We start from the raw sequence: 24646 nt of genomic DNA, 5'->3' as shown, positions 1-24646 counted from the left end.
CTGGCGGGTCTCTCCCATGGTCCTACGGGAATCCAGCCATGAATCATGGCAAGGGAGAGATCAAACCAATGACACAGGCGGCATTGAAACTAGTGGCTAAGGCAGACTCCGATAAACAACGCGCTCTTGAGGCCGCGATCGCACAGATTGATCGCGCTTTCGGCAAGGGTTCGGTGATGAAACTGGGCAAGGGCGGCGTGGTGGCAGAAATCGCCAGCGTCTCGACCGGCTCGCTCGGCCTCGACATGGCTCTGGGCATTGGCGGCTTGCCGCGCGGTCGCGTTATCGAAGTGTTCGGTCCTGAATCCTCGGGTAAGACGACGCTGGCCCTGCACACCGTGGCCGAAGTCCAGAAATCGGGTGGCGTCGCCGCCTTCGTGGATGCCGAACACGCGCTTGATCCGGTCTATGCCCAGAAGCTGGGCGTCAACCTCGACGACCTGCTGGTGTCGCAGCCCGATACGGGCGAACAGGCGCTGGAAATCGTCGACACCCTCGTGCGCTCGGGTGCCGTGGACATCGTGGTCATCGACTCGGTTGCGGCCCTGACGCCGCGCGCTGAAATCGAAGGCGAGATGGGCGACAGCCTTCCCGGCCTGCAGGCGCGTCTGATGTCGCAAGCCCTGCGCAAGCTGACGGCCTCGATCTCCAAGTCCAACTGCATCGTGCTGTTCATCAACCAGATCCGTCACAAGATCGGCGTGATGTATGGCTCGCCGGAAACCACCACGGGCGGCAATGCGCTGAAATTCTACGCCTCGGTGCGTCTGGATATCCGTCGCACGGCCTCGATCAAGATCCGTGACGAAGTGGTCGGCAACACCACCCGCGTCAAGGTGGTCAAGAACAAGGTGGCCCCGCCATTCCGCGAGGTGATCTTCGACATCATGTATGGCGAGGGCATCTCCAAGATCGGCGAGATCATCGATCTGGGCGTCAAGGCCAATATCGTCGAGAAGTCCGGTTCGTGGTTCTCGTATGACTCGACCCGCATCGGTCAGGGCCGCGAGAACGCCAAGGAATTCCTCAAGAACAATCCCGACATGGCTGCAGCTATCGAAAAAGCCGTGCGTGCCTCAACGGCCAAGATTGCCGACGAGTTGCTGGGTGCACCGGAACCCGACGAAGGCCAAGATCTCGAAGGCTAAAAACCTCGAAGGTTAAGGCCGCACAGGCTGAACAGAATCTCCGCCCTCCCCCGGCGACCCGCCTACCGACCCCGTCGGGTGGCAGGATGGAGAAGGCCCACCCGTTTATTCGGGTGGGCCTCTTTTTTACCATTCTGGTGGCAAGTACGGTCCGCCGCTCGTGCAAAGAAATGCCGGCTCGCGGTCAAAATAAGGCGTTGGAAGATAAGGGTTTATCACGCCCCCATTAGCCCCACACGTATCGCTTAGCATACCAATCCAAACTGTTTTCTCTGCATCAGCGTAAAGAATATAATTATAGGCGACGCTGCTACTTCCACCATCATTCCGAAAAGCCGCCGCTGGTGAAGTCGACATCGCTAAAACTACGCCTATCAGTGCAGTACCTAATAGCTTACGCATTTTTGCACTCCTTGCTGTTTCATAGCCTCGACAATGAGAACTCAGTAAGGGGTATCTTGTTTTACCGATTAGCCAATACTTACTTTCCCGTAGATAGGTAGTTAAAATACGCAATGACCAATTTTGCCACTGCCGACCTGTGCGATGCCCACACCGATATCGTGCGCGTGTGCCAGACCGCCTTTCGCAGCTTTGGTCAGCGTAAGGCCTTCAGTGGCCCGATCCGCACCCTAAGTGTGCTGGACGACAACGCCCTTGTGCGCTCGACCCTCGAAGGGCCTGGGCGCGGCTGTGTGCTGGTCGTCAATGGCGGTACCTCCCTGAAGCGGGCACTGGTCGGCGACAACCTCGCCAAGCTGGCCATCGACAATGGCTGGGCCGGCATTGTCGTCAATGCCGCCATCCGTGACACGGCCGTCATCGACACTATGGATATCGGCATCAAGGCCATCGGCACCTGCCCGCTGCGGGCCGAGCGCGAGGCTCTGGGAGAGATCGATATCCCGACCAGTTTTGGCGGGATCATCTTCCGTCCCGACGACTGGCTGTATGCCGATAGCGACGGCGTTATCGTCGCACCGCACAAGCTGGTTTGATTTCCACGCCACGCTTGGCGAAAAACCCCGTCATGGCGGGCCGCAATTGATGCACTGCCCCCTAAAACCCTATATGACGCCCTGACATGTCTTGCGAAGGTGCCCGTCTGGTCCCTTTGCCCACCCGCTACTCTGAAGTCCGATCACACCATGACCAGCCTGAAGCAGATACGTTCAACCTTCCTCGACTATTTCGGCAAAGACGGCCACGAGAAGGTTCACTCGGCGCCGCTGGTGCCGCAAAACGACCCGACCCTGCTGTTCGTCAATGCGGGCATGGTGCCGTTCAAGGATTACTTCACGGGTGCGGCCACCCCGCCCTATCCGCGCGCAACCTCGTCGCAAAAATGCGTGCGCGCTGGCGGCAAGCACAACGATCTGGACAATGTGGGTTACACCGCACGTCACCACACCTTCTTTGAAATGCTCGGCAACTTCTCGTTTGGCGACTATTTCAAGGACCACGCGATCGAAAGCGCATGGGGTCTGCTGACCAAGGAATTCGGTCTGGACGCCAACAAGCTGCTGGTCACAGTTTATCACACCGACGACGAAGCCTTTAACATCTGGAAAAAGGTGACCGGCTTCTCGGACGACAAGATCATCCGTATTCCGACCGCCGACAATTTCTGGGCCATGGGCGAGAACGGCCCGTGCGGTCCGTGCACGGAAATCTTCTACGATCACGGCGACCACATCTGGGGCGGCCCTCCGGGATCCCCGGAAGAAGACGGCGACCGCTTCGTCGAAATCTGGAACAACGTCTTCATGCAGTTCGAAAAAGAGAACGACGAGATCGTTCGCGAACTGCCGAAAAAGTCGGTCGATACCGGCATGGGTCTGGAGCGTATCGCTGCTGTGCTGCAGGGCGTGCACTCCAACTATGAAGTCGACCTGTTCCGCCACCTGATCGCCGCTTCGGAAGATGCCACCAGCACCAAGGCCGAAGGCGCTTTCCAGGCCAGCCACCGCGTGATCGCCGACCACCTGCGTTCCTCGTCCTTCCTGATCGCCGATGGCGTGACGCCATCGAACGAAGGCCGTGGCTATGTCCTGCGCCGTATCATGCGCCGCGCCATGCGCCACGCCCACCTGCTGGGCGCGCAAGACCCGCTGATGCACCGTCTGGTTCCAACTCTGGTGGCCGAGATGGGCGAAGCCTATCCCGAGCTGGGCCGCGCTCAAGCCTTCATCGAGGACACCCTCAAGCAGGAAGAAATCCGTTTCCGCACCACGCTGGGTCGCGGCATGGGCCTGCTAGACGAAGCCACCAAGGACCTGTCCGAAGGCGGCGTCATCTCGGGCCTGACCGCCTTCACGCTATATGACACCTACGGCTTCCCGCTGGACCTGACGCAGGACGAAGCGCGCCGTCGCGGCCTGTCGGTCGACAATGACGGCTTCGAGGCCGAAATGTCCGAGCAGCGCCAGCGTGGCAAGGCCAACTGGAAGGGCTCGGGCCAGACCGCAAATGCGGGCGAATGGCTGGCTCTGCGCGACCGTCTGGGTGCCACCCAGTTCACCGGCTATGACAATACCGACGGTGAAGGCACGGTTGTGGCCATCGTCGCCGACGGCGCACAGACCGACACCTTGTCGGCGGGTCAAACCGCCGAGGTTCTGTTCGACGCCACGCCCTTCTATGGCGAGGGCGGTGGCCAGAACGGCGATCAGGGCAAGGCCGAATGGGCCGGCGGCACCGGCCGCGTCATCGACGTGCAGAAACACGCTGGCGGTGACCTGTACGCCCACCAGATCGAAGTCCTGACCGGCGAACTGAAGAACGGCACCAAGGTTCAACTGCACGTCAATGCCGACCAGCGCCTGACCACACGCGCCAACCACTCGGGTGCCCACCTGTTGCACACCGCGCTCAAGAACGTGCTCGGCCCACACATCGCCCAGAAGGGCCAGATGGTGGACCACGAGCGCATGCGCTTCGACTTCAGCCACAATGCGCCGGTGACCGAAGAGGAAATCGCCCGCATCGAGGACGAGGTGAATGCTGTCATTCGCCAGAACGTTCCGGCACGCACCGAACTGATGAACCCTGAAGCCGCTATCGAAGCCGGTGCTATCGCCCTGTTCGGCGAGAAGTATGGCGACGAAGTGCGTGTGCTGACGCTCGGTGACTCGCTGACCGAAGCGGGCAAGCCTTATTCGGTTGAACTGTGCGGCGGCACCCACGTGGCCCGCACCGGCGACATCGCCCTGTTCAAGATCGTCTCCGAAGGTGGCGTGGCCGCTGGCGTGCGCCGTATCGAGGCCCTGACCGGCGAAGCTGCCCGTCAGTACCTGCTGGATCAGGCCAACATCACCCGCAATCTGGCCCAGACCTTCAAGATTCCGACGCAAGACGTTCCGGCTCGCGTCGAAGCCCTGACGGCTGAACGCAAGTCGCTCGAAAAGCAGGTTGCCGATCTCAAGAAGCAACTGGCCCTCGGCGGCGGCGGTGCATCCAGCGCCCCCGAAGAGATCAACGGCGTGAAGGTCATTGCCCGCGTCCTCGACGGCGTCGACGGCAAGGGTCTGCGCGGCGTGGCCGAAGACTTCAAGAAGCAGCTTGGCTCGGGCATCGTGGCTCTGGTCGGCGTGACCGATGGCAAGGCCGCTATCACCGTCACCATCACCCCTGATCTGGTCGGCAAGTATAACTCTGCCGACTTCGCCCGCGACGCCGTGATCGCCATGGGCGGCAAGGGTGCTGGCGGCAAGCCGGACTTCGCCCAAGGCGGTGCACCCGACGCCTCCAAGGCCGAAGAAGGCCTCACCGCCATCAAGGCCAAAATCTAAGAGGGCTTACATCCTCAAAGCGAAAAGCCCGCCTCATCCGAGGCGGGCTTTTTTAATGGGCGACTTAGTCACACGCTATCGCTCGGCCCGCGTGGCCTCACTGCTTAAGCGCAAAGTCCACCAACTTCTTTTTGCCCTCAAGGAGCGAGCCACCGCGTGGCGAGCGTTAGGGTAAAAAGAAGCCCCGCCAGACATCGTCTGGCGGGGCTCTCTCTTACTCATAACTGGTGAGCTTACTCACCGATACCCGGCAGAGCGGCCTTCAGGTTTTCCGAGACCTTGTCCAGGAAGCCTTCGGTGGTCAGCCACGACTGTTGGTCACCGACCAGCAGGGCCAGATCCTTGGTCATGAAGCCCGACTCGACGGTTTCGACGACGACGCGTTCCAGCGTCTCGGCGAACTCGAGCAGCGCAGCATTGTCGTCCAGCTTGGCGCGGTGCTTGAATCCAGCCGACCATGCGAAGATCGAAGCGATCGAGTTGGTCGAGGTCGCTTCACCCTTCTGGTGCTGACGGTAGTGACGGGTCACTGTGCCGTGGGCGGCTTCGGTTTCCATGATCTTGCCATCCGGCGTCATCAGGACCGAGGTCATCAGGCCCAGCGAGCCGAAGCCTTGAGCCACGATGTCCGACTGAACGTCGCCATCATAGTTCTTGCACGCCCAGACGAAACCACCCGACCACTTGATGGCGGCGGCCACCATGTCGTCGATCAGACGGTGTTCGTAGGTCAGGCCGCGCGCCTTGAATTCTTCGGCATAGTCGGCGTCGAAGACTTCTTGGAAGATGTCTTTGAAGCGGCCGTCATAGGCTTTCAGAATGGTGTTCTTGGTCGACAGATAGACCGGATAGTTGCGGGCCAGGCCATAGCTGAACGAGGCATGGGCAAAGTCACGGATCGACGAGTCGATGTTGTACATGCCCATGGCCACGCCAGCCGACGGAGCCTTGTAGACTTCGTGCTCGATGACTTCGCCGTCTTCACCGACGAACTTGATCGACAGCGTACCCTTGCCCGGGAACAGGAAGTCGGTGGCCTTGTACTGGTCACCAAAGGCGTGACGGCCGACGACGATCGGCTGGGTCCAGCCCGGCACCAGACGCGGAACGTTCGAGCAGATGATCGGCTCGCGGAAAACAACGCCGCCGAGGATGTTGCGGATGGTGCCGTTCGGCGACTTCCACATCTTCTTCAGGCCGAATTCCTTCACGCGGGCTTCGTCCGGCGTGATGGTGGCGCACTTGACGCCAACGCCGTGCTTCTGGATGGCGTGGGCGGCGTCGATGGTGATCTGGTCGTCCGTAGCGTCACGGCTTTCCATGCCCAGATCGTAGTAGTCCAGCTCCAGATCAAGGTAAGGGAAGACCAGCTTGTCCTTGATCCACTGCCAGATGATGCGGGTCATTTCGTCGCCGTCGATGTCCACGATGGGATTGGCGACCTTGATCTTGGCCATGCTTGGTCCTCTTAGCGCTAAATAATACGTTGCAGGCGATATAGCCCCCCCGTGCCGCAACGCAAAGCAATCCGGCGCAAGATTTTGTCGTTCTTCGTGCTTGTCCCTGAGAGCAAGTGCCGGTTTAGTCACCTGAGCCATTCAAAGGACACCCATATGACACCCATGCGTATGCTGGCCTTAAGTGCCGCTGCGGCTGCCCTTCTGGCAGGTTGTAACGATGACAAGACGGCCACGCCCTCTGCCCCTGTCGCCTCAGCCGAGGATGCCGCCACGGACGCGGCTGCTGTAGTGGCCGAAACAGGGCCCAGTTTTGCCAGTGAAACCAAGACCTTCCGCGAGTGGACTGCGGTTTGCGATAATATCAACAACTGCGCGGCCTATGGGCCTGCGGCGGAAAACAGCGGCTTTGTCATGGTCAAGCTGGATGCCGGTCCCGATGCCCGTCCGCGCGTTCATGCGGGCAGTTGGTCGCTGCCATCCGATGCCACACGCATCCTGCTCTACATCGACGGACGCAACTATGCGGGCAAGATGGAAGCCCTCGAATCCGAAGATCCGGTGCTGTCGATCAATAATGCTTCCGACCAATTGCTAGGGGCATTGGCCAATGGTCGGGCCATGACCCTGTCTGCCGGAGGTGAAACCGCAGCGGTATCCTTAACCGGAGCCGCTGCCGCCTTCCTCTGGATCGACGAGCGCCAGGGCCGGATTGGCACCACCACCGCCCTGATCCGCAAGGGCGACCGCCCAGCCAGCAGCGTCCCTGCCGCCCCCGCACCGCCGCGCGTCAAGGCCGCTGCGCCCGTGGCACAAACCAACCTGCCCAAGGACATGGCCCGTCAGGTCGCCGCCCTTGCCAAGGTGCGCGAATGTGCGGACATCAATCAGGGTAGCGCCTCCATCAATGACGGCTGGAGCGTCAACCGACTGGGCGCAGACACCTTGTTGTGGTCGGTGCCCTGCGGGGCCGGTGCCTATAATTTCTCACACGCCTATGCGGTTTCGGCCAATGACGGTGCTGGTGCACGCACGATAGCCTTTCCGACCTCGCACGCGTCGCAAGACGATCTAGTCAATAGCAGCTTCAACCCCGACACCAACGCCATCAGCGCCTTTGGCAAGGGACGCGGTCTGGGCGATTGCGGCCAGATGGCAGAATGGTCATGGACCGGACGCGAATTCGCTCTGACACAGGAAGACGCCATGGGTGACTGCCTGGGCGTTCACTGGGAATTCTGGCCGTCCACATGGCGCACGACCAAGGGGTAGGGCATGAAGACCGCCTATTTCATCGGCGCGATAACCGCAGGCTTTCTGCTCATAACGAGCCTGCCTGTCAGCAAGACATCTGCCCAAACCCAGTGCCCCGTCGGCACGGTAGCCGGATCGGCAACCTGCGCTCCGGATAGCCCACAAGGCGTGGATAACAGCACCAGAGGCTATAGCGAACGCGTCGAGGGGTTAGGGGCCTTTGCCTTCAATACAGATACCGGCGAGGTCTATGCCTATGTCCTTCAAGGCCGCGACATAGACGCCGCCTCATTCAATGCCATGCGTAAATGTGAACAACCCGATCACGAATGGGGCGGGATGAGTATGCGCGCCCCCACCGGGCCGGATGCTAATTGTGCGCCGATAACCGCATGGCGAAATGCCTGTTCGGCTGTGGCCAGTGGACAGGTCGGTGGCGCAACCCGCTACTTCTCGACACCTGCCCGCAATGCCCGCACGGCCCGCGCCAATGCTGTCAGCCAATGTCAGGCCAATGGCGGCACAGACTGCAGCATTGCCCATGACGCCGTCTGCACAGCACGGTCGACCCGCTGGAACCGCTACTAGGACCCGTTGAAGGCAGTCCTGTAAAAAAGGCCGGAGGATCAACCTCCGGCCTTTTCCTTTTGAGCTGAACGTTTAACCGCGCAGGCGTTGTTCCAGCACCGCCAGCGGCATAGAGCCGCTGAGCAGAACCTTGTCGTGGAAGTCACGGATGTTGAAGTCCGGCTTGGCCTCGGCTTCGGCACGCAGACGCGCAATCACCGTGTGGCCGACCTTGTAGGCGCAGGCCTGACCCGGCCAGACGGAGTAACGGTTGATCTCGCTATTGGCGGCATCGCGCGGTTTAGCCCCCGAAGCGACCATGTATTCGACCGCATCCTCTCGGCTCCAGCGCTTGGCGTGGATGCCGGTATCGACCACCAGACGCACGGCGCGGAACAGATAGGACATCAGGAAGCCCGCACGGCCCAGCGGATAGGACGCATAGGCATCCATATCGTTGGCGGCGACCTGTTCGGCATACAGCGCCCAGCCCTCGTTAAAGGCCGAGAAGCCACCGGCACGACGCCATTGCGGCAGCTCGCCCGCCTCACGTTGCAAGGCGACCTGCAGGTGGTGGCCCGGAGACGCCTCGTGATAGGTCAGGGTCGGCAGGGCAAAGCGCGGCCAGTTCCCGCTGTCACGCAGGTTGATGTAATAGACACCCGGACGCGAGCCATCCAGCGGCGGACCTTGATAATAGCCCCCCGGTGCGCCCGACTGGATCGACACCGGCACGCGGCGCACCTCGACATGGGTTTTCGGCAGACGGCCGAAATATTGCGGCAGGTGCGGCTCCAGTTCCTTGATCTGGTCGTTCAGCCACTTCAGCAGTTCTTCCTTGCCCTCGTCGGTATTGGCGAACAGCTGGTTCGGGTCGGTGTTCAACGCATGGACGCGCTCGCCCACCGTGCCTTGGGTATAGCCCTGCGATTTGAGGACCTGATCCAGCTCGGCGCTGATCTGGGCGACCTGTTCGCGGCCCATCTCGTGGATTTCGTCCGCCGACAGGGTGGTGGTGGTGTTGGAGCGCAGGCCGTTGGCATAGAAGGCCGCCCCCTCGGGCAGACGCCACACGCCCGCATCGTGCACTGCATTCACACGCTGCTCTTCCAGAGTGGCGATCTGGCGTGCCAATGCCGGTTTCACCTTGCCATCCAGCAGTGAAATGGCGCGCGCGTCATAGCCCGTCAGGCCCAGCTGAGCCTGTTTGCGCACCAGCGTCTTGATCATGGACCAGTCACCGGCGGCCATGTCGCGCAAGGTACGGATTTGCGGCAGGGCGCGGTCGATCACATAGTCGGGGGCGATAACGCCCGCAGCCGCATCGGCACGAAGGATTTCGGTCTCGCCATCCAGACTGTCGGCAAACGCTTCCAGACGGGCGATGAAGCCGTCGGCTCCATCCTTGTCATCCAGTCGGTGCTGGTTCTCCAGGAAATCCGGCGTCGAATAATAGGCACCCGACAACTGTGTCACAGCATAGGGCGAACGGCCGCTGCCATAGTCAAAGCCTGCGCTCAGGGCCGAGGTTTCACGACCAAAGGCGGCGATGGCATAGTTCAGCGCACCGGCTTCCGACAGGCCGGTCTGGTCAAAGGCACGAATGGCTTGCCAGCGGCTCAGCGCCTTGGTGCGATCCTCCTCGCGGGCCTTCAGGCTGACTTCGCTGAGCTTGTGCGACAGGTGGGCGCGGTTGCCCTTGTCCAGACCCAGACCCGTTGCTCGCTCGGGGCTTTCATCCACATCGGCCTCGAACCAGCCATCCAGCAAGGCGTTCAGACGCGCATCCGCATCGTTCAAGGCCGCAGCGGCCTGAGCCAGAGAGGGCGCAGCCGCAGCCACGGCGGCGGCCCCCATCAAAACCTGACGACGATCAATCATGTAAAACTCCCCCCGACAATGAAGAGGGTCATGCATGGCATGCCCTCCTCTTGATACAAACTACGAAAAATCAGGCCTACGGTGCCCAGGCCCGCATTTCGCGTTCCAGCACCGTCAGCGGCACGCCGCCAAGGTCCAGCCCGCGGTCATGGAAGCCCTTGATGTCGAAACGCGATCCCAGTCGGGCCTTGGCTTCTTCGCGCAGGCGCACCCACGTCGTGTGACCGACCTTGTAGCTGGAGGCCTGACCCGGCCAGACGCAGTAACGCTCGACCTCGGTGGCGATGCTGGATTCCTGATCGCCCAGAGTATCGACCATGTAGCGGATGCCCTGTTCACGGCTCCAGCGCTTGTGGTGCAGACCGGAATCCACCACCAGACGCGCCGCGCGGAACATCAGCGATTGCAGATAGCCGATCTGGCCGAACGGGTCGTTTTCATAGGCCCCGATCTCGTCCGCCAGTTGCTCGGCATACAGGCCCCAACCCTCGGAATAGGCCGAGAAGCCCATGACCTTCATCAGCAGAGGCGTGTCCGGCTTCTCCATCTGCAGGGCAATCTGGAAGTGGTGGCCCGGAACCGCCTCGTGATAGGTCAGGGTCGGCAAGGTCCATTTGGGCCATTCGGCCGTATCGCGCAGGTTGATATAGTAGGCCCCCGGTCGAGAACCATCCAAGGCAGGCGACAGGTAATAACCGCCCGGCGCTCCGGCCTCGATGGCCTTGGGCACGCGCTTGATGTCACAGGGCGACTTGGGCAGGCGACCGAAATATTCGGGCATACGGGCCATGATGGCGACCATCTGGCTGTTCAGTTCCTGAATCAGCTCGTCCTTGGCCTCGTCCGTGTTCGGATAGACGAAGCGCGAGTCCTTGCCCAAGGCCGCGATGCGTTCGCCGACCGTGCCCTGCGTCATGCCTTGCGCCTTCAGCAAGACGTCCGCGCGGGCCGAGATTTCCGCAACCTGATCCAGCCCCATCTGGTGCACCTCGTCCGGTGTCATCGAGGAGGTGGTGAAGTATTTCAGGCCAAAGCGGTAATAGTCCTCGCCTCCGGGCAGACGCCAGACGCCGCCATCATGGGTCGCGCCGGCACGCACCGACTGCAGGGCATCGGCCTGACGCTGGATGGCCGGATAGACGTCCGCCGTCAGGATGGCCTGAGCGCGTGCGGCCCAGTCACCCGCGATATTCTTCTCGGCGGTGCGACGCGCCAGCGACTGGCTCATGACCGAGTCGGCCGGAGCCGTTCCGGTAATGGCCGCCATCTGGGTCAGCGTGCGGTCGATGACAAAGTCGGGCGGCACAGCACCGGCGGCGAAGTCAGCCAGCATGCGCTCGCGTTCGGCGTCCAGTCCCTTGGCAAAGTCCGACAGGCGCGACAGATAGGCGTCGGCGTCATCTGCCGCCTCGATGCGGTGCTGGCTGTCGAGGAAGTCGGGAATCTGCTGATAGGATCCGCCCAGTTGGCTGACCGTATAGGGCGAGGGGAACATGCCGCCGCCATAGGGGAAGTCATAGCCCTCCATCACCGTGTCGCCGAAGAACTCCAGCGAGTCGTAATAGGTCTGCTCGGTCGGCGGCAACTGGGCCTTGTCGATGGCCTTTACCGCCTTCATGCCTTCGATGAACTGGGCTTTGTCGGCGTCGATCTTGGCCTGCGAGCGGTCGCTCAGCTTGAAGCGGGCATCGGCCTTCGGTCCCCGGTCCATGCCCAGCATGGTCAGGGTCTCGGGATCGGACAGGATCATCTCCTGCGCGATCTTGTCCAGCAGGGCGTGGAAGGCGGCGGTGGGGGTTCCACTACCGGCCTGCGCAAACACACGACCGGCCGGAAGGGCCATCAATGCGGCACCGGCAGCAAAACTCTGAAGAAGACGACGACGATCCATCCGTAAACCCTCCCTGAAAACACGGTTAGGCGACAGTATGGAGAAAGGCCCCGCACGCAAGTCGTACGGGGCCTTTCAATGATTTTTCTTATGTCATCCGATGAGGGATCAGGCCGGAAGATTGGCCTTGATGCAATCGCGGATACCGCGCTTCAGATCGCCCGAAGCGGCAGGCTCATAGTGGCCCTCGGCCTGAAGCACCGCACGCACGGCAGCATCCAGCCCCTTTGGCAGGGCGTCGACGACCTTCACCTGACCTTTTTCATGCAGGCAAAAGCCCAGCTCGGTGCAGAGGGCGGAAAACATCGGTTCATAGGGATCGAGACGGTTCATAACGCCCTCCTACCACTGTCCGTGCGCGGGCAACAGCCCGACCATCAGGCCTTCAATCGTGCGGCGTGGAACGCCACATGGTCGGCCATGAAACTGGCCATGAAGAAATAGGAATGGTCATAGGCCGGTTGCATCCGCACCGTGATCTTCTGGCCCGCCTTGTCGGCAGCGGCCAAAAGCAGTTCCGGCTTAAGCTGGTTTTCAAGGAAGCTGTCGGCATCGCCCTGATCGACCAGTATGTCGTCATAGTGGCCCTTGGCCGCGCCCGCTTCGATCAACAGGGCCGCATCGTGCCTGGCCCATTCGGCGCGGTCATCACCCAGATAGGCCGTGAATGCCTTTTCGCCCCACGGACAGCGTGTCGGCGACGAGATCGGCGCAAAGGCCGAGACCGATGTGAACAGGTGCGGATATTTCAGCGCCAGTGTCAGCGCCCCGTGCCCGCCCATCGAGTGACCGGAGACACCGCGCACACCATTGGCAGGAAACTGTGCCTCGACCTTTTCGATCAGTTCGCCGGTGACATAGGACTCCATTTTGAAATGGGGTGCCCACGGACTTTGCGTGGCATCAACATAGAAGCCCGCGCCCTGCCCCAGATCATAGGCCTCATCATCGGCCACGCCCTCTCCACGCGGCGAGGTGTCAGGGGCGACAATAATCACGCCATGCGCGGCGGCGGCCTGGTATGCGCCCGCCTTGGTGGTGAAATTGTCCTCGGTGCAGGTCAGGCCCGACAGCCAGTACAGCACCGGAAACGGTCCCGTACCCGCAGGGACAAATACCGACAGCGTCATCGGTGTGCCGGTGGTTTGGCTGTCATGCTTCAGATAGCGCAGCGTACCGCCATGTACGGCGTGGGTTTTGACAACTTCCATCATTGGGCCGGTTCCTCGGCTTCGTTTTGCGCCACAGCCGCTTGAGGCCAGACCTTGTCCATCAGGGCGTCATCCAGCAGACCGCCATGTTTGGAGAAATGCGAATACCAGTCACGCGGGATGGGCGGGCCAGAGCTGACCGGCGCGGTGCCACCACCAAAGGCGTGGAATTGGATGCCCACCAGAACCGTCCCCTCGTTCACAGGCGGGGCGGGCACGGCCTCTGTGGCAGCAATCATGGCATCGGCCACCGGCTGCGCCATGGGCGGCTCACCCGTCACCACCCAGGCCTTGGACTGGCCTTCGGGACGCAGGGCCAGCAGCAACATGCCGGACGTACCTTTTTGACCGGTTTGGGCCTCGACCACCGTTTTGGCGGCGCTCTCGACGGCCCGCATATAGGGCGACAGGTCTTCAACCTTGATGCGCGCCTTCATGATCTGATCGGGCATGTAAAGGACCACACCCTCGTTCAGCCAGATGGTGCCCGCCGCCTCGGATGGCGGTGCTACAGGCTTGTCCTGCGGGCGACTGCATGCGCCCAGAGCCAGAACCGATACAGCCGCCAGCATCAGCGAACAGCGACGAAACAAGAGTGAAGCCACGAAACTCTGCCTTTAGAACAAAGAGGGGAAGGATGAACCTAGCACAGTTTGCCCCTTCCCCTTCAAAGGTCGCATCAGGCTTCGCGGAAGACCGCGCAAATCTTGTTGCCCGACGGATCGCGCAGGTAGGCCAGATGCAGGACACCAAACGGCGTGGTGCGCGGACCGGCCGGATCTTCAATGGCCGTGCCGCCGGCGGCAACACCGGCTTCTGCAAAGGCCACCACCGCTTCGGGCGTCGGGGCTGCAAAGCCGACAGTGCCGCCATTGGCGTGGCAGGCGGCCTGACCATCGCGTGGTTTGACGATCCCCAGCATACCGCGCGGGGTCATATACCAGACACCCGGCAGCGGCACTTCACTGGGATTGCCCGGTTGATGGCCCAAGGCCCCCAGCGCGGCGTCGTAGAATTTACGCGACGCCTCGACGTCGTTGGCACCCAGTGTGATGTGCGAGAACATGGCAGTCTTCCCTCATTGTTGTTGAGGGAAGACTAGCCACGGTCAGTTGTTTTTGACAACCAGCCTTAGAATACGATCACCGAACGGATCGACTTGCCTTCGTGCATCAGGTCGAATGCCTTGTTGATGTCTTCCAGACCGAAGATGTGGGTGATCATCGGGTCGATCTCGATCTTGCCGTCCATGTACCAATCAACAATCTTCGGCGTGTCGGTACGGCCGCGCGCACCGCCAAAGGCCGAGCCCTTCCAGACGCGGCCCGTGACCAGTTGGAACGGACGCGTGGCGATTTCCTTGCCGGCCTCGGCCACGCCGATGATGATGCTTTCGCCCCAGCCGCGATGGCAGGATTCCAGCGCCTGACGCATGACCTCGGTATTGCCGGTGCAGTCGAACGTATAGTCCGCACCACCGTCGGTCAGACGCACGACCTCGGCCACGACGTCCGAGACATTCTTCGGATTGATGAAGTCCGTCATGCCAAAGCGACGGCCCCATTCTTCCTTGTCCGGATTCAGGTCCACGCCGATGATCTTGTCGGCACCGACCATTTTCAGACCCTGAATGACGTTCAGGCCGATACCACCGAGGCCAAACACCACGCAGTTCGAACCCGGCGTCACCTTGGCGGTGTTGGTCACAGCACCGACACCCGTGGTCACGCCACAACCGACATAGCAGGCCTTGTCGAACGGGGCGTCCTTGCGGATTTTCGCCAGCGCGATTTCCGGCAGCACCGTATAGTTCGAGAAGGTCGAGCAGCCCATATAGTGGTGGATGGTCTGGCCCTTATAGGAGAAGCGCGAGGTGCCATCCGGCATCATGCCCTTGCCCTGTGTTGCGCGGATCGAGGTGCACAGATTGGTCTTGCGCGACAGGCACGACTTACACTGGCGGCATTCCGGCGTGTAGAGCGGGATGACGTGATCACCGACCTCAACGCTGGTCACGCCCGGGCCGACCTCGACCACGACCCCTGCGCCTTCGTGGCCGAGGATCGACGGGAACAGGCCCTCGGAGTCCAGACCATCCAGCGTATAGGCGTCGGTATGGCAAACGCCCGTGGCCTTGATCTCGACGAGGACTTCGCCCCAGCGCGGACCTTCCAGATCGACTTCGACGATCTCCAGCGGCTTCTTGGCTTCAAACGCAACGGCGGCAAGAGTTTTCATTTTTTAGGTCCTCCGGAGGTCCCTATCGCTCGCCCCGCGGGGGCTTGCTGCTTGAGGGGATTGTCCGTGTAAGTGGCAGGCGTTGGTGTTGTTTTACGCTGCGTTTGGGTTCGCGCCTACTGCGACAACCGCAAAACATTATTGCATACGGGCAACAATCCTGCTGCAACGTCCCGATGAGCAGATGGGACGGTATCGACGAGTTTACGGCTGTGGCCGAACAGGCCAGCTTTTCAGGGGCGGCCAAGCGGCTGGGGCTGTCCACCTCGGCGGTTAGTCGCGAGATTGCGCGCCTCGAAGACCGCTTGCAAACGCGCCTGCTGCACCGGACGACACGGCGGGTTGAGCTGACCGATGCGGGGCGTGAGTTCCTTGCCCGTTGCCGTCGTCTGATCGACGAGCGCGACGAGGCTCTGGCCGCTATCCAGCCCGACGACCATGCCCCGCGCGGCCTTTTGCGCATGACCTGTTCGGTATCTTACGGAGAGCGGTTCATCGCCCCTGCCGTCAACGCCTTTGCGCGGCAATATCCCGAACTGCGGATCGACCTCGATCTGGATAATCGCCTGCGGGACATGGTGGGCGAAGGCTATGATCTGGCCATCCGTTTTGGCCATCTGACAGACTCGCGCCTGATGGCCCGTAAACTGGCCTCGCGCACCCTGATCCTGTGTGCCAGCCCCGACTATCTGGAACGACGCGGAGCGCCCCGCGACCTGTCGGAAATCGCCAGCCACGACACACTGACCGGATCATCGCCCCAGTGGCGCTTTACTGAAGGCGGACGTGAAATCACCCTTAGCCCGCACAGTCGCTGGCGCTGCAATTCCGGCACGGCGGTTATGGATGCGGCTCTGCAAGGCCTTGGCCTGTGCCAGCTTCCCGACTTCTATGTGAATGAGGCCCTCAAAGCGGGGCATCTGGTGCCGGTGCTGGACAGCCACCGCCCGCCCGATGAAGGCGTCTGGGCTGTCCATCCCCACCCGCGCCACGTCCCGCCGCGTGTGCGGGCCATGATCGACTGGCTGCAAAAAAGCCTTGGGACCAAAAATCTGGGAGCCAACCGGCCCCCAGAACCTCAACCCGCCATCTAGTTCGCTGCCTTGGCCGCTGCGTCCGCCTCGTGGGCCGACACCCGCGCACGGATGTCGGCATCCAGAGCATCGAGTGCCGCACGGTCCAGAATACGCCCTGCCCGCACCACCGCATTGATCCGGCGCGTATTGGCCACATCCACCAGCGGGTCGGCATCCAGCACGACCAGATCAGCAGCCTTGCCTTCGGCCACAGCGCCAAAGCGGTCCGACTTACCCAGCAGCGCAGGACCATTGATGACCGACGCTTCCAGCGCATCGCGGGGCGTCAGGCCGTTGGCGACATACAGTTCCAGCTCGCTATGCAGCGAAAAGCCCGGATAGTTGAACGAGTTCAGGAACCCGGCATCGGTCCCCGCCAGAATCCGCACACCTGCCTCGCGCAGCAGCGGGAAGGTTTTGAGCGTGGTCGCCTCGACAAAATGGCGGGCCTCGATCATTTCCGGCGTTGCCTGTGCGGCGCGTTCCACACGCCAGCCATAGGTGCCGCGAATACCCGATCCAATATAGGCCAGTTCGGGATCGTGGCTGTGGTCATCACGGTCCAGCCACGCCAAGGTCGAAGAACCGTGCTGGGTCGGTGAGGCCATCACGCCCAGTTCCGCCAGACGGCGATAAACACGCAATGCCACCTCGGGATCAAAGGTCTCGGCATAGCGGGCCATGGTCTGGGCATAGGTATATTTGCCCGCCAGATAATCGGCCGAAATACCCGCCTCGTCGCGCGATCCAGCCTTCATCAGATAGTTCAGGTGCTCGATGGTCGATAGGCCCGCTTCTGCGGCTTCCAGTACCGTCAGGCTCATCGGGATATGGCCCGAGGTCTTCATGCCGCGCTTCTTGGCTTCGCGCACGGCATAGAGGAACAGCTCCGGCTTTAAGGTATTGTCGGTGATCTTCACAAAGTCCGCGCCCAGCGCCTGAAGACGATCCAGCGCCGCATCGATATCGGCCTCGCTGCCGGTCTCGATCACCCCCTTCCAGACGGGGGCAATACCCTCGATCTTGGGACCGGAGGTAAACAGGTTCGGGCCAATCGCGCGCGGTGGACTTGCGCGCCAGTCCAGAACCGTTTGTGCCAGATCGCCCGCCGCATCGCGCACGCCCGTCACACCATTCAGGACATAGAGCGGCATCAGATCGGCGTTTTCTTCCTCAAGACCCGCACCGCCGAAATGGACGTGGTTGTCCCACAAGCCCGGCATGACCCAGCGGCCATCAACATCGACAGTTTCAGGGGCGCTATAGGCACCGGCCACATCGGCATCGGCCATGACCGCAATAATCGTATCGCCCGAAATGATGACGGCACGATCGGATGCGACCTGCCCCGTCTTTACATCCACCACGCGGGCATCACGGATAATCAAATCCACCGGCGTCTGGGCCAGAGTCTGGGCATGGGCCATAACCGGTAGGGCGAGCGCCACCAAGGCCATCGAGGCCGTTGCGGACAGACGGGATACGAACGAAAACATGCGATAGCTATATCCTATCGTCTTGCCGAATCTACTGGCTCTGGAGCCGCCCCATGAATCTTGTTGTTCTGACCGGAGCCGGTATTTCCGCCGAGAGCGGCGTGCCGACCTTTCGCGCCAGTGACGGCCTGTGGGAAGGACACCGCGTCGAAGAGGTGGCCACGCCGGAAGGCTTTGCCGCCAATCAGGCCTTGGTGCAGGACTTCTACAACCAACGCCGCGCCTTCCTGCCCAAGGTTGCGCCCAATGCCGCCCATCTGGCGCTGGCCGAACTGGCCGCGCGGTGGGAGGGCGATTTCCTGCTGGTGACGCAAAATGTCGATGATCTGCACGATCGCGCCCATCAGGCCATTACACCTCGGGACGGGTTTGAACTGATCCACATGCATGGCGAGCTATTAAAGGCGCGCTGTACCTGCACGGGCAAGGTCATGGACTGGTCCGATGATCTGGAACCTCACCACACATCACCCCACCATCCGGCAGGGGTTTTACGCCCGCACATCGTCTGGTTTGGCGAGATGCCGTTACGGATGGACCGCATTAGCGAGGCGCTGGATCGCTGCGACATCTTCCTGTCGATCGGCACATCGGGAAATGTCTATCCGGCCGCAGGCTTTGTCGAACAGGCCCGTTATGCAGGGGCCAGAACCGTCGAGATCAATCTGGAGCCGACCGTGGGGCGCAACCTGTTCGGCGAACACCTCTATGGTCCGGCCACTGAGGTTCTGCCGCCATTTCTGGCTAGCCTCTAGGTCCGAACAGCACGATGGCCGCCCCCAGCAGGCACACGGCCCCGCCCAGAATATCCCAGCGGTCGGGCGTCGTCTTTTCGACCACGCCCATCCAGACCAGAGACGCACAGATATAGACCCCGCCATAGGCGGCAAAGGCGCGCCCTGCGGCATCTGACGGCACCAGCGTCAACAGCCACGCAAAGGCGATCAGGCTCAATACCCCCGGCACCAGCCATAAGGGCGAGCGATCCAGCTTCAGCCATGCCCAGAAGGCAAAGCATCCGGCAATCTCGGCAATGGCGGCTAGCGGATAGACGAGGGCTGTTTTCATGTCCCCGATCAAGCATGTGGCAACCTTGACGGCAAGACGGCGTTTCATGCCGATACCCAAGGTGATTTGCCTGCGGATAAATCCGTGCTCATGTTGCAACGCAATATCGGACGGTTGTCCTTAAAGCCTCACGGAAGCCCCTCATGACCGCAGACGCTATCAATCCACCCAGCCTGCCGACTACCAAGCCCTATGGTCGCATCATCGCCATGCCCGCCGACACCAACCCCGATGGTGATATCTTCGGTGGCTGGCTGCTGGCCCAGATGGACTTGCACGGCGCGACCCCTGCGTTCGAGCGTGCCGGTGGCCGCTGCGCCACTGTGGCGCTGGACGGCATGGTCTTCCACCAGCCGGTGACCATCGGCGACGAAGTGACCATCTATGCCCGCATCATCCATACGGGTCGCACCTCGATCCGTGTTCACGTCGAGGCATGGAAACGCGCGCGTGGTCAGGCGGAAATCGAGAGTGTCCGCGTGACCGAGGGCATTTTCACCTATGTCGCCATCGACGAAGACCGCAAGCCGCGCGTTCTGCCCGAAGTACAGGGCTAAAAGCCGCGCCACTTCCGCCACACACTTTGTGATATAACGGGGCCAAGACCTGCATTTCTTGACCTTGGCCCCCACAGACCCTACCTCCCGATCATGGCTATCCGACGCATACTGACCATCGACATTCCGGCCGACCTGGCCATCCTCAAGACCGTTGCAAAATCGGTCGAAGGCGGCGTGACTGACGCGCACCGCGCCTTGATGGATGACATGCTGGAAACCATGTACGACGCCCCCGGCATCGGCCTTGCCGCGCCGCAAATCGGCGTGCTGGACCGCATCGTGGTGATGGACCTTGGCGACAAGGAAATCGCCGAGGGTCTGGAAGGCGAGGAAGCCGAACTGGCGGCCCGCAATCCGCGCTTCTTTGTGAACCCCGAGATTTTGTGGTCGTCCGAAGAAACCTTCACCTACGAGGAAGGCTGCCTGTCGGTGCCGTCCTATTATGACGAGGTCGAGCGTCCGGCCCGCGTGCGCGTGTCGTACCTGAACTATCAGGGCGAAAAGATCGAAGAGGAAATCGACGGTCTTTATGCCGTATGTTTCCAGCACGAACTGGATCACCTGAACGGTGTCCTGTTTATCGACCACCTGTCGCGCCTGCGTCGTGACCGTGCGGTTACCAAGGTCAAAAAACACCAGAGGATGGCTGCCTGATGTCCCGTCGCCAACGTCGTGAAGTCCGCACCCGCCGCCCGATGACCCGCGCCGAAAAGGTTGGCGTCGCCTCGGCGGCCACCATTCTGGGCGTTGCTGCCATTGGCGTGGTGGCCGGTCTGCTGCTGGATCGTCTGCTGGACTTTGACGACGCTCTGGACGCCGGTGGCGCGTGGGATCTGGACGGTTCCACCCACACCCGCTGGCAGTAAGCCGCACCTTCCTTTAAAGGCAGGGCGCGTCCGCGCATAATCGCGCGGGCTAAGGAGTCATCTATGCGCCTCGCCTTTATGGGAACCCCCGAATTTGCCGTGCCGTCACTGGCCGAGCTGATTGCCGCCGGTCACGAGATCGTTGCCGTCTATTCCCAGCCGCCGCGCCCCAAGGGTCGTGGCCAGAAGCTGACCCCTTCGCCTGTTCATGCCTTTGCCGAGGCCATGGGCCTGCCGGTCTTCACGCCCGAAAGCATGAAATCCGATGACGCCATCGAGACGTTCAAGTCACTTGATCTCGATGCGGCCGTCGTTGTGGCCTATGGCCAGATCCTGAAAACCGAAGTGCTGGAAGCGCCGCGTCTGGGCTGCTTCAACCTGCACGGTTCGATTCTGCCGCGCTGGCGCGGGGCCGCCCCGATCCAGCGCGCCATCATGGCCGGTGACACACAGACCGCTGCCCAGATCATGCGAATGAGCGAAGGTCTGGACGAGGGCGCGATCATCCTGTCCGAAGTCATGGACATCTATCCGACCGATACCGCAGCCTCCCTGACCGAGCGTATGAGCCATACGGGCGCGGCCCTATGGCCCCGCGCCCTTGCCGCCATCGAGCGCGGTGGCGCGCAAGAAGTCGAACAGGTCGGCGAAGTGACCTACGCCAAGAAGATCACTCCGGCGGAAGCCCGCATCGACTGGACCCGTTCGGCATCTGAAGTGGATTGCCACATCCGTGGCCTGTCGCCCTTCCCCGGCGCGTGGTTCGAGGTCGAGCATGAGGGCGAGTTGGTCCGTATCAAGGCGCTGCTGTCCGAAACCGTCGAGGGTTCGGGCCAAGCGGGCGAACTGCTGGATCAGGACCTGACCATTGCCTGTGGCACCGGTGCCGTGCGCCTAATCCGCGTGCAGCGTGCAGGTAAGGCCCAGCAGTCGGCAGCCGAACTGCTCAATGGCTTCAAAATCGCCACTGGTACCATTTTGAGTTCGGCGCGATCAGAAGGCTCCGCCTTCTCGACCCGACACGCCTGAGCCTAGCCATGCCCCGCTACCGCTTCACGGTCGAATATGACGGCGCGTCTTATAACGGCTTTCAGGCCCAGAAGGACCAGCCGACGGTTCAGGGCGCGCTGGAGGCTGCCATCAAGGCATTCAGCGGTCAGGATGTGCGGATTGCTGCGGCGGGCCGCACCGATACGGGCGTTCACGCCACCGGCCAGACCTGCCATGTCGATCTGGACAAGGACTGGCCCGCCCGCACCGTCATGAACGCCATGAACGCGCATATGCTGGCTGAGCGGGTCTCGGTGCTGGACTGCGTGCCCGTCAGTGACGACTGGCATGCCCGTTTCACCGCCAATGGGCGCAAATATCTGTACCGCATCCTCAACCGTGCCGGTCGCCCCGCCATCGAGCAGGGCCATGTCTGGCATGTGAAGAAAGAGCTGGATGCCAAGGCGATGCATGTCGCGGCCCAGTACCTGTTAGGACAGCACGACTTTACCACCTTCCGCGATGCCCAGTGCCAGGCGCAAAGCCCGATCAAAAGCATGGATGTGGCCCGCGTGACCCGCGTCGGGGCCGAAGTGCATCTGGTGTTCGAAGCACGCAGCTTCCTGCACCGTCAGGTCCGCTCCATGACCGGATCACTGGCCGAGGTGGGCTTGGGCCGCTGGAGCCCGGAACAGTTCAAGGCCGCCCTCGATGCCGCAGACCGCATTCGCTGCGGACCCGTTGCACCATCGGACGGCCTTTATCTGACCGGCGTCACCTACGACACGGAAAGCTGATTACTTCTTCAGCAGTCCGCCCAGCAGGCCACCAAGACCGCCGCCACCGCCGCCGAGAAGTCCACCCAGCAGATCACCGGCATCCACGCCCGACTTGGCATTGGCGGCATCGCCATCCGGCGTCAGCTTGTCGATCACCATCGGCAGGGCCATGGCGATGACACCGGCGGCCTGTTGCGGCGAGACGCCCAGACGCTTGGCAAAATCACCGATCGGGCCAGACCCCAGAACATTTTCGATCTGTTCGGCCGAGATCGGCATATTGCCGCCCTTGCCGATCCACGATGCGGCCATGTCGCCAAGACCACCGGCACCCAGTTTCTGGGTCAGGCCCTGAACACCGCCCTGGGATTCAATCAGGTCCTGCACGCCGCCCAGAGCATCCGCTCCGCCCGGCATTCCGCCCTTGCCCAGCAATCCATCCAGAAAGCTCATATCTTTGTCTCCCAAGGGGCGAGCATTCGCCCGTATTTCAAGCGTGACTATGACCTGCCCCAGCGGACGGGCCGATATGTATTTTGCAAACTTTCGTGACAGACAGGGACATCGCGCCACGCACGCATAACGCTGGCACCGTAACTGCATAAAATCGGGGCAATCAATCCATCCGGCCCAAGATGACCCAGATTCCTGCCCCCAAAAACCTGCGCCCGCTCACCAGCTTACGTTTTGTTGCCGCCTTGTGGGTGGTGCTGTTCAGCTTCTGGCCGCATCTGGACACCACGCTGGCTCCGCTTCTGGTCGAAAAGGGCTATCTGGGCGTCGATCTGTTCTTTGTGCTGTCCGGCTTCATCCTCTGCCACGTCTATCTAGAGCGGTTCGGCGCGGGTCAGTTTTCCTACAAGGCGTTTATCCGGGCACGGCTGGCACGCATTTACCCGCTACACTTGGCCACGCTTCTGGCCGTCATGGCGCTGGGGTTGGCTGCGGGGGCTGCGGGCATAGCCATCAGCCACAATGTGCTGAACTGGCAGAGCTTTATTCCCAACCTGTTGATGGTCCACGCATGGGGTTTCACCCATGAGGCAGGCTGGAACCATCCGTCATGGTCCATATCCGCTGAATGGTTCGCCTATCTGACCTTCCCTGCCTATGCCTTTGGCGCATGGCGACTGCGAAACAGGCCGTTGCTGGCGGTCCTTCTGGCCGCGAATTTTCTGGTCGCGCTGCATCTTCTGTTTCCGCTTTGGGCCGGATTTTCGCTGACACAGGCGACCTATCACTGGGGCGCTTTGCGGATCGTGCCGTGCTTTGCCTATGGCTGCGCCCTTTATCTGGCCTATCGTCAAGGCCCGTTGCACCGCCCGCTGGCAGGGACAGTTTTGGCCGTCGTCCTTGTGTTGCTCAGCGCCGGATGGCTGGGGTCCGACACCCTGACCGTGCTGTCCTGCGGCAGTCTGATTGTTGCACTGGCCAGCCTGTCGGATCGCAACATCCCGCTTTTATCATCCAAACCCTCCGTGTGGCTGGGGGAGATCAGCTATGCGATCTATATGTGCTGTGCGCCGTGGCTGATGGTGTCCACCAATCTGGTGGCGCGTCTGACGGGCGATGCCGACAAGCAGTTCAATCTGTTGATCTGGCTCGGGATTATCATCGGCCTCATCGTGGTTTCAGCCCTCGCCCATCACCTGATCGAGCGTCCGGCCCGACAGTTTCTGCGCCGCTGAAATTCCCGCTGAACGCCCGATTTACCCACGGAACTTGCCGATTTTTTTAGATACAGATTGAAACAAAGCTTCAACTATTGGTGATCATACTCTAGGACTGTCGCCACAGACCTTAAATAAGTCCGGAGCACGCCAGTTCATGAAACGGCTCACTGCCGCCGCTCTCGCGGCAACCCTCGGCTTCTTCACCCTTGCCCCTGCGCAGGTGGAAGCCAAAGACCCATACTGGCAGTGCGTGACCTTCGCGCGCATGTTCTCGGGCATCCAGATCTTCGGCGATGCCTGGACCTGGTGGCGCCAAGCCGTTGACCGTTTCCGCACCGGCGACGCACCGGCAACCGGCTCCGTCCTCGTCTTCCAGCCGCATGGCCGTATGCAGGCAGGCCACGTCGCGGTTGTTTCCGATGTTCTGACCGACCGCGTTATCCGCGTGACCCATGCCAACTGGGGCGGCAGCCGTGGCAAGGTCGAAGAAAATGTCACCGTCGTCGATGTGTCCGGCAGTGGCGACTGGAGCCGCGTCAAGGTCTGGTACAACCCGATCAACGATCTGGGCACCACCGAATACCCGACCTACGGCTTTATCTATCAAAGCGCCGCCGAGGCTTCGGCAGCAGGCCAACAGGCTGCCGCGACAGTCACAGACACCGCAGGCGAATAGGCCAAACACCCAGATTTCAAACAA

General features: G+C 61.5%; 26 protein-coding genes. 14 read left to right on the top strand and 12 right to left on the bottom strand.

The annotated features are described in order from the left end of the window. The first annotated feature begins 68 nt into the window (after positions 1 to 68). Positions 69 to 1148 (top strand): recombinase RecA, encoded by a 1080-nt coding sequence (gene recA, locus FHS64_RS11880; protein ID WP_167178559.1) that lies wholly within the window; start codon positions 69 to 71, stop codon positions 1146 to 1148. A gap of 126 nt (positions 1149 to 1274) precedes the next feature. Here recA and FHS64_RS11875 read toward each other — a convergent pair whose 3' ends face one another. Continuing rightward, a complete protein-coding gene (locus tag FHS64_RS11875) occupies positions 1275 to 1550 on the bottom strand; it encodes a hypothetical protein (RefSeq protein ID WP_167178557.1) in 276 nt (91 codons plus the stop codon). 113 nt (positions 1551 to 1663) lie between these two features. Here FHS64_RS11875 and rraA point away from each other — a divergent pair, with 113 nt between their 5' ends. Next, the gene (rraA, locus tag FHS64_RS11870; protein ID WP_167178555.1) at positions 1664 to 2146 is read left to right on the top strand and encodes a ribonuclease E activity regulator RraA; all 483 of its coding nucleotides are present in this window, start codon (positions 1664 to 1666) and stop codon (positions 2144 to 2146) included. Positions 2147 to 2296: 150 nt separating this feature from the next. Further along, positions 2297 to 4939 (top strand): alanine--tRNA ligase, encoded by a 2643-nt coding sequence (gene alaS / locus FHS64_RS11865; protein ID WP_167178553.1) that lies wholly within the window; start codon positions 2297 to 2299, stop codon positions 4937 to 4939. A 233-nt stretch (positions 4940 to 5172) separates the two neighbouring features. Here the strand turns inward: alaS and FHS64_RS11860 are convergent, their stop codons facing one another. Further along, on the bottom strand, positions 5173 to 6396 hold the full coding sequence (locus tag FHS64_RS11860) for an NADP-dependent isocitrate dehydrogenase (protein WP_167178551.1): 1224 nt from the start codon (positions 6394 to 6396) through the stop codon (positions 5173 to 5175). A gap of 156 nt (positions 6397 to 6552) precedes the next feature. Between FHS64_RS11860 and FHS64_RS11855 the strand changes: the two genes are divergently transcribed. Beyond that, entirely contained in the window at positions 6553 to 7668 is a 1116-nt protein-coding gene (locus FHS64_RS11855; protein ID WP_167178549.1) for a DUF1176 domain-containing protein, read from the top strand. 3 nt (positions 7669 to 7671) lie between these two features. Continuing rightward, positions 7672 to 8238: a DUF4189 domain-containing protein gene (locus FHS64_RS11850; RefSeq protein WP_167178547.1), complete on the top strand. Its 567-nt coding sequence runs from the start codon at positions 7672 to 7674 to the stop codon at positions 8236 to 8238. 72 nt (positions 8239 to 8310) lie between these two features. On the opposite strand, the gene FHS64_RS11845 is transcribed toward FHS64_RS11850, so the two are convergent. The 7 genes from FHS64_RS11845 to FHS64_RS11815 all read right to left on the bottom strand — a co-directional run bounded on the left by FHS64_RS11845 (position 8311) and on the right by FHS64_RS11815 (position 15438). Beyond that, complete coding sequence (locus FHS64_RS11845) at positions 8311 to 10098, bottom strand: DUF885 domain-containing protein (RefSeq protein WP_167178545.1); 1788 nt, start codon at positions 10096 to 10098, stop codon at positions 8311 to 8313. A gap of 76 nt (positions 10099 to 10174) precedes the next feature. Then, positions 10175 to 11989, bottom strand: coding sequence for a DUF885 domain-containing protein (locus FHS64_RS11840; protein ID WP_167178543.1), 1815 nt, complete (start codon positions 11987 to 11989; stop codon positions 10175 to 10177). Between the two features lie 108 nt (positions 11990 to 12097). Beyond that, a complete protein-coding gene (locus FHS64_RS11835) occupies positions 12098 to 12322 on the bottom strand; it encodes a hypothetical protein (protein WP_167178541.1) in 225 nt (74 codons plus the stop codon). 44 nt (positions 12323 to 12366) lie between these two features. Then, the gene (fghA, locus tag FHS64_RS11830) at positions 12367 to 13200 is read right to left on the bottom strand and encodes an S-formylglutathione hydrolase (protein WP_167178630.1); all 834 of its coding nucleotides are present in this window, start codon (positions 13198 to 13200) and stop codon (positions 12367 to 12369) included. Further along, a complete protein-coding gene (locus tag FHS64_RS11825) occupies positions 13200 to 13805 on the bottom strand; it encodes a hypothetical protein (protein WP_167178539.1) in 606 nt (201 codons plus the stop codon). The genes fghA and FHS64_RS11825 overlap by 1 nt, the downstream gene beginning before the upstream one ends. Before the next feature lie 74 nt (positions 13806 to 13879). Continuing rightward, positions 13880 to 14266, bottom strand: a complete 387-nt coding sequence (locus tag FHS64_RS11820) for a VOC family protein (protein ID WP_167178537.1) — start codon at positions 14264 to 14266, stop codon at positions 13880 to 13882. A gap of 65 nt (positions 14267 to 14331) precedes the next feature. Beyond that, complete coding sequence (locus tag FHS64_RS11815) at positions 14332 to 15438, bottom strand: S-(hydroxymethyl)glutathione dehydrogenase/class III alcohol dehydrogenase (RefSeq protein WP_167178535.1); 1107 nt, start codon at positions 15436 to 15438, stop codon at positions 14332 to 14334. Positions 15439 to 15614: 176 nt separating this feature from the next. Between FHS64_RS11815 and FHS64_RS11810 the strand changes: the two genes are divergently transcribed. Then, complete coding sequence (locus FHS64_RS11810) at positions 15615 to 16532, top strand: LysR family transcriptional regulator (protein WP_167178533.1); 918 nt, start codon at positions 15615 to 15617, stop codon at positions 16530 to 16532. Here FHS64_RS11810 and FHS64_RS11805 read toward each other — a convergent pair. Next, complete coding sequence (locus FHS64_RS11805) at positions 16529 to 18010, bottom strand: amidohydrolase family protein (protein WP_167178531.1); 1482 nt, start codon at positions 18008 to 18010, stop codon at positions 16529 to 16531. The two genes, FHS64_RS11810 and FHS64_RS11805, sit on opposite strands and share 4 nt — an antisense overlap. A 53-nt stretch (positions 18011 to 18063) precedes the next feature. Here FHS64_RS11805 and FHS64_RS11800 point away from each other — a divergent pair, with 53 nt between their 5' ends. After that, complete coding sequence (locus FHS64_RS11800) at positions 18064 to 18765, top strand: NAD-dependent deacylase (protein ID WP_167178529.1); 702 nt, start codon at positions 18064 to 18066, stop codon at positions 18763 to 18765. On the opposite strand, the gene FHS64_RS11795 is transcribed toward FHS64_RS11800, so the two are convergent. Next, positions 18755 to 19078: a YnfA family protein gene (locus FHS64_RS11795; RefSeq protein ID WP_167178527.1), complete on the bottom strand. Its 324-nt coding sequence runs from the start codon at positions 19076 to 19078 to the stop codon at positions 18755 to 18757. The genes FHS64_RS11800 and FHS64_RS11795 overlap by 11 nt on opposite strands. 143 nt (positions 19079 to 19221) lie before the next feature. Here FHS64_RS11795 and FHS64_RS11790 point away from each other — a divergent pair, with 143 nt between their 5' ends. The 5 genes from FHS64_RS11790 to truA all read left to right on the top strand — a co-directional run bounded on the left by FHS64_RS11790 (position 19222) and on the right by truA (position 22291). Then, positions 19222 to 19635 (top strand): acyl-CoA thioesterase, encoded by a 414-nt coding sequence (locus FHS64_RS11790; protein WP_167178524.1) that lies wholly within the window; start codon positions 19222 to 19224, stop codon positions 19633 to 19635. A gap of 93 nt (positions 19636 to 19728) precedes the next feature. Then, positions 19729 to 20292: a peptide deformylase gene (def, locus tag FHS64_RS11785; protein ID WP_167178522.1), complete on the top strand. Its 564-nt coding sequence runs from the start codon at positions 19729 to 19731 to the stop codon at positions 20290 to 20292. Further along, positions 20292 to 20504, top strand: a complete 213-nt coding sequence (locus FHS64_RS11780; protein ID WP_167178520.1) for a hypothetical protein — start codon at positions 20292 to 20294, stop codon at positions 20502 to 20504. Before def ends, FHS64_RS11780 begins: the two co-directional genes overlap by 1 nt. Positions 20505 to 20567: 63 nt before the next feature. After that, entirely contained in the window at positions 20568 to 21533 is a 966-nt protein-coding gene (gene fmt / locus FHS64_RS11775) for a methionyl-tRNA formyltransferase (protein WP_167178518.1), read from the top strand. An 8-nt stretch (positions 21534 to 21541) separates the two neighbouring features. Beyond that, positions 21542 to 22291 carry a tRNA pseudouridine(38-40) synthase TruA gene (gene truA, locus FHS64_RS11770; RefSeq protein WP_167178516.1) on the top strand — a complete coding sequence of 250 codons (750 nt, stop codon included), beginning with the start codon at positions 21542 to 21544 and terminating at the stop codon, positions 22289 to 22291. On the opposite strand, the gene FHS64_RS11765 is transcribed toward truA, so the two are convergent. Further along, positions 22292 to 22726 (bottom strand): YidB family protein, encoded by a 435-nt coding sequence (locus tag FHS64_RS11765; protein ID WP_167178514.1) that lies wholly within the window; start codon positions 22724 to 22726, stop codon positions 22292 to 22294. A 182-nt stretch (positions 22727 to 22908) separates the two neighbouring features. Between FHS64_RS11765 and FHS64_RS11760 the strand changes: the two genes are divergently transcribed. Further along, positions 22909 to 23961 (top strand): acyltransferase family protein, encoded by a 1053-nt coding sequence (locus FHS64_RS11760; RefSeq protein ID WP_167178512.1) that lies wholly within the window; start codon positions 22909 to 22911, stop codon positions 23959 to 23961. A gap of 139 nt (positions 23962 to 24100) precedes the next feature. Next, complete coding sequence (locus FHS64_RS11755; RefSeq protein ID WP_167178510.1) at positions 24101 to 24622, top strand: CHAP domain-containing protein; 522 nt, start codon at positions 24101 to 24103, stop codon at positions 24620 to 24622. Positions 24623 to 24646: the final 24 nt, after the last annotated feature.

Origin of the sequence: Brevundimonas terrae (assembly GCF_011761985.1) — a bacterium.
Lineage (GTDB): Bacteria > Pseudomonadota > Alphaproteobacteria > Caulobacterales > Caulobacteraceae > Brevundimonas > Brevundimonas terrae.
This window is presented reverse-complemented; position numbering and strand designations above follow the sequence as displayed.